This is a genomic window from Burkholderia sp. Ac-20392 (assembly GCF_017104585.1).
GTDB classification, from domain to species: Bacteria; Pseudomonadota; Gammaproteobacteria; order Burkholderiales; family Burkholderiaceae; genus Burkholderia; species Burkholderia lata.
In genome coordinates, this window is record NZ_JAAGPB010000583.1 from 1 (window position 1) to 4714 (window position 4714).

Annotated in this window: 1 protein-coding gene; it reads left to right on the forward strand. The window is 69.9% G+C overall.

What is annotated here, in order from left to right; all coding sequences use genetic code 11:
* Nucleotides 1-4714, forward strand: a 4714-nt coding sequence (locus G3N99_RS34905) for a non-ribosomal peptide synthetase (protein WP_206124644.1), incomplete at both ends; no start/stop codon positions are given.

Consider the following 4714-nt stretch of genomic DNA (forward strand, 5'->3'; position numbering starts at 1 on the left):
TGTCGCGCGCGGCTACCTCGGGCGCCCGGCGCAGACTGCCGAACGCTTCGTTCCCGATCCGTTCACGCCCGGCGCGCGGCTGTATCGCACGGGTGACCGCGTACGGTTGCGTGTGGATGGCCGGCTCGCGTTCCTTGGCCGCATCGACGACCAGGTGAAGATTCGCGGCTACCGTGTCGAACCGGGCGAGGTGAGTGCGGCGGTGCGTGCGGCCGGCCCGGTTGCGCAGGCTGAAACGCTCGCGATCGAACACGATGGCCGCCTGCGGCTCGCGACGTTCGTCGTGATGCGCGACGGTGCGAACTTCGACGAGGCTGCCTTGCGCACAGCGCTTGCCGCGAAACTGCCCGACTACATGGTGCCCGCACAATTCGTCGCGCTCGCGCGCCTGCCGGTCACGGCGAACGGCAAGATCGATCGCGCCGCGCTGCGCGAACTGGCGGCTGCGCCGGTCGCGACTGCATCCGGCGATGCACCGCAGGGCGCGGTCGAAACGGTGCTCGCCGACGTCTGGCAGGCCGTGCTGAAGGCGCCGCAGGTTGGCCGCAACGACAATTTCTTCGAACTCGGCGGCGATTCGATTCTCGTGCTGCAGGTGATCGCCCGTGCGCGCAAGCGCGGCGTGCGCTTTACGCCGAAGCAACTGTTCGACGGCCCGACGGTCGCCGAACTCGCCCGCATCGCGAAGACGGAGGACGTGGCTGCCGCTGCTGCCGTACAACCCGCGGTCGCAGCCAGCGCACCGGTGACTGCAAAGGTCCTGACGCCCGCGCAGCAGCGCTTCTTCGCGCTCGACATCCCGCATCCGGGCCACTGGAACCAGTCGGTTGCATTCGACGTGCGCGGGTCGTTCGACGCCGATGCGTTCGCGCGCGCCTTCGAATCATTGCTGACGCATCACGATGCATTCCGCCAGCGTTTCGCGCGTGGCGCGGACGGTACGTGGCACGCCAGCGATGCGGCGAAGCCGTACGACGCACTGCCGTTCGTCGAAGTCTCCGCCCGCGACGAAGCCGACGCGCTTGCGCGCTTCGACGCATTGCAGCGCCGTCTCGACCTCGGCCGCGGGCCGATTGCCTGCGCCTGCGCGGCACGCTTGCCCGACGGCTCGACGCAGCTCTATCTCGCGATTCACCATGCGATCGTCGACGGCGTGTCGTGGCGCATCCTGCTCGACGACCTGGACGCGGCGTACCGTGCCGCATGCGAACGCACGCCGATCCGGCTGTCGCAGCCGGGCCTGCGCGCGGATGCGTGGGCCGCACGGCTCGCCCGTGCGGCGACGGAACCGGCATCGCCGTTCGCGGACGAAGCCGCTTACTGGGCCGGCATGGCGCAGGGCGACGACATCGTGCCCGACCATCCCGACGCAACGACGACTAACGCCGATGCGGCTGTCGTCGTGCAAACAATCGACGCGGCATTGACGCGCGCAGCGCTGACCGATGCGCATGCGGCCTATCGCACGCAGACGATCGAACTGCTGGGTGCGGCGCTCGCGCTGACGCTGGCCGGCGTCAGCGGTGCCGCATCGTGCCGCGTCGAACTGGAAGGGCATGGCCGCGAGGCGCTGTTCGACGACGCGGATGCGAGCCGCACGATCGGCTGGCTGACGAGCCATTACCCGGTGACGCTGCCGGTCGCGGCCACGCCGCGTGACACGCTGGGCGCTGTCAAGGACGTGCTGCGCGCGGTGCCGTACAAGGGGCTCGGCTTCGGCGTGCTCGCGCACTACGGCGATGCGGCGACGCGTGCGGCGCTGGCCGCCGTGCCGCGTCCGCGCGTCACGTTCAACTATCTCGGTCAGTTCGACGCACCGCGCGATGCCACGCTCGTGCCGCGCTTCGGCGGTACCGGCGTCGAGCGCGATCCACAGGGGCCGCTCGGCAATACGCTCGCGATCCACGCCTACCTCGACACGGATCGTGACGGCGCACGCACGCTGAAAGTGCACTGGGTCTACGGCGCACCGCAATTCGAACGCGCGACGATCGACGCATTCGCCGAACGCTTCGCGGCGGCGCTGCGCGAACTCGTCGAAGCGTGCGCGTCGCGCGTGGCGCATCGCGGCGGTGGCGCGACGCCGGGCGATTTCCCGCTCGCGCAGGCCGCCGGCCTGACGCAGGCCGCGATCGAACGCACGCCGCTCGACTGGCGCACGATCGACGACGTGTATCCGTTGTCGCCGATGCAGCAGGGCATCCTGTTCCATGCGCTGTTCGCACCCGGTCACGCCAGCTATGTGAACCAGCTCGTCGCGACCGCGACCGCGCTTGACGCCGACCGGCTCGCCGCCGCATTCGAAGCGTCGATCGCGCGCCACGACATCCTGCGCACGAGCGTGATGCCGGACGAGGCCGCGCCGCTGCAGTGCGTGCATCGCCACGCACGAATGCCGGTCGAACAGCTCGACTGGCGCACGCGCGGCGACACGTTCGATGCCGATTTCGACGCATGGCTCGCGGCCGACCGCGCACGCGGTTTCGACTGGCGCGAACCGCCGCTGATGCGGCTCACGCTGATCCGCGTGACCGACGCAGCATGGCGCGTCGTGTGGACGCGTCACCACGTGCTGCTCGACGGCTGGAGCACCGCGCGCCTGCTCGCCGACGTGCTGCGCGACTATCGCGACCCGGACGCCGTATCGCCGTTCGCGAGCCGCCCGGCGCTGCGTTATCGCGACTTCATCGCATGGCTCGGCACGCGCGACCGCGACGTCGACGAGCGCTTCTGGACGGAACGCCTCGCGCGACTCGACGCACCGACGCTGATTGCGGAACGCACGGCCGACCGCGCGGATGCCGAAATGGTCACGTGGCGCGCAACGCTCGATGCCGACGCGATGACGCGCGTCGCGCAGACCGCCCGTGCACTGAAGCTGACCGTCAACACGCTGGTGCAGGGCGCCTGGGCGCTCGCACTGCAGCGGATGACGCACCAGCCGGCCGTCGCGTTCGGCGCGACCGTCGCGGGCCGTCCGGATGCACTCGCGGACGTCGATTCGGTACTCGGTCTCTTCATCAACACGCTGCCGGTCATTACCGCACCCGCGCCGCAGCAACGCGCGGCCGACTGGCTGCAAACGCTGCAACGCGAGAATGCGGCTGCCGCCGAGCACGCACACACACCGCTCGCCGACATCCAGCGCTGGGCGCGCGGCGCGGGCGGCGCACTGTTCGACACGCTGGTCGTGTTCGAGAACTACCCGGTGGACGACTCGGCGCGCGACGCCGATCCGCGTGCACTCGCATTGAGCGGCGTGCGCAGCATCGAAGCGACCGATTTCGCGCTGACGCTCGTGATCGAGAGTGGCGCCGAGCTGACGATCGACTACGGCTACGACACCGCGCGCGTCGATGCACGACAGGTTGAAACCTGGCACCGCGCGTTCGCATGCGCACTCGATGCGCTGGCCCGCACGCCGGATGCGCTGCTCGGCACGCTGTCGATCGCCGACGATGCCACTCGCGACGTGCTGGTACGTGCGCAGGACACCGCGCACACCTGGCCGGACGAACAACGTCAGCCGCTGCATCTGCAGTTCGCCGACGCGGCACGGTCGACGCCCGACGCAATCGCGCTCGAATACGCGGACATTCACGGCGGTGTGCATCGCACAACCTATCGCGAACTCGACGTCAGCACGTCATGCATCGCGGCCGCGCTGCGCCGACGCGGCGTGCAGCCCGACACGCCGGTCGCGCTGTGCGTCGAGCGTTCGTTCGACATGGTGATGGCGCTGGTTGGCGTGCTGAAGGCCGGGGCGGCTTACCTGCCGATCGATCCCGACTATCCGGCCGAGCGCATTGCATACATGTTGCGCGACGCGCGGCCGGCGGTCGCGATCACGCAGGCCCACCTGCGCGAGCAGGTCGAGGCCGCACTGGGTGACGGTGCGACAACCCAGTTGCTCACGGTTGCGGACCTGCTCGCCGATGAAACCGAAAACGACGCTGCCAACGCGACCGCCACGATCGACGACGCCCAACTCGCGTACCTGATCTACACGTCCGGTTCGACCGGCAAGCCGAAGGGCGCCGGCAACACGCACGGCGCGCTCGCGAACCGGATCGCGTGGATGCAGCACGCATACCGGCTCACGCGCGACGACGTCGTGCTGCACAAGACGCCGTTCGGCTTCGACGTGTCGGTATGGGAATTCGTGTGGCCGCTGGCGATCGGCGCGAAGCTCGCGATCGCCGCGCCCGGCGATCACCGCGATCCGGCGCGCCTGGCCGCCGCGATCCATGCGCACGGCGTGACGGTGCTGCACTTCGTGCCGTCGATGCTCGCCGCGTTCGCCGCCTATCTCGACGATTTCTCGGCCGCCGCGCAGTGCGACAGCGTGCGCCTGATCGTCGCGAGCGGTGAGGCGCTCGCGCCGGAACTCGTCGCGAAGATGGCGCGGCTGCTGCCGAACGCGACGCTCGTGAACCTGTACGGGCCGACCGAAGCGGCAATCGACGTGTCGCACTGGACCTGCGGCCCCGACGACGCAAATGCGGTCGCGGTGCCGATCGGCCATCCGATTGCGAACCTGCAGTTGCACGTGCTCGATGCGGCCTGGCAGCCGGTGCCGGCCGGTGCGACCGGCGAACTGTATCTCGCGGGCGCGGGCCTCGCGCGCGGCTATCTCGGCCGTCCGGCGCTGACCGCCGAGCGCTTCGTGCCCGATCCGTTCGTGCCGGGCGCGCGCATGTACCGCACGGGCGAC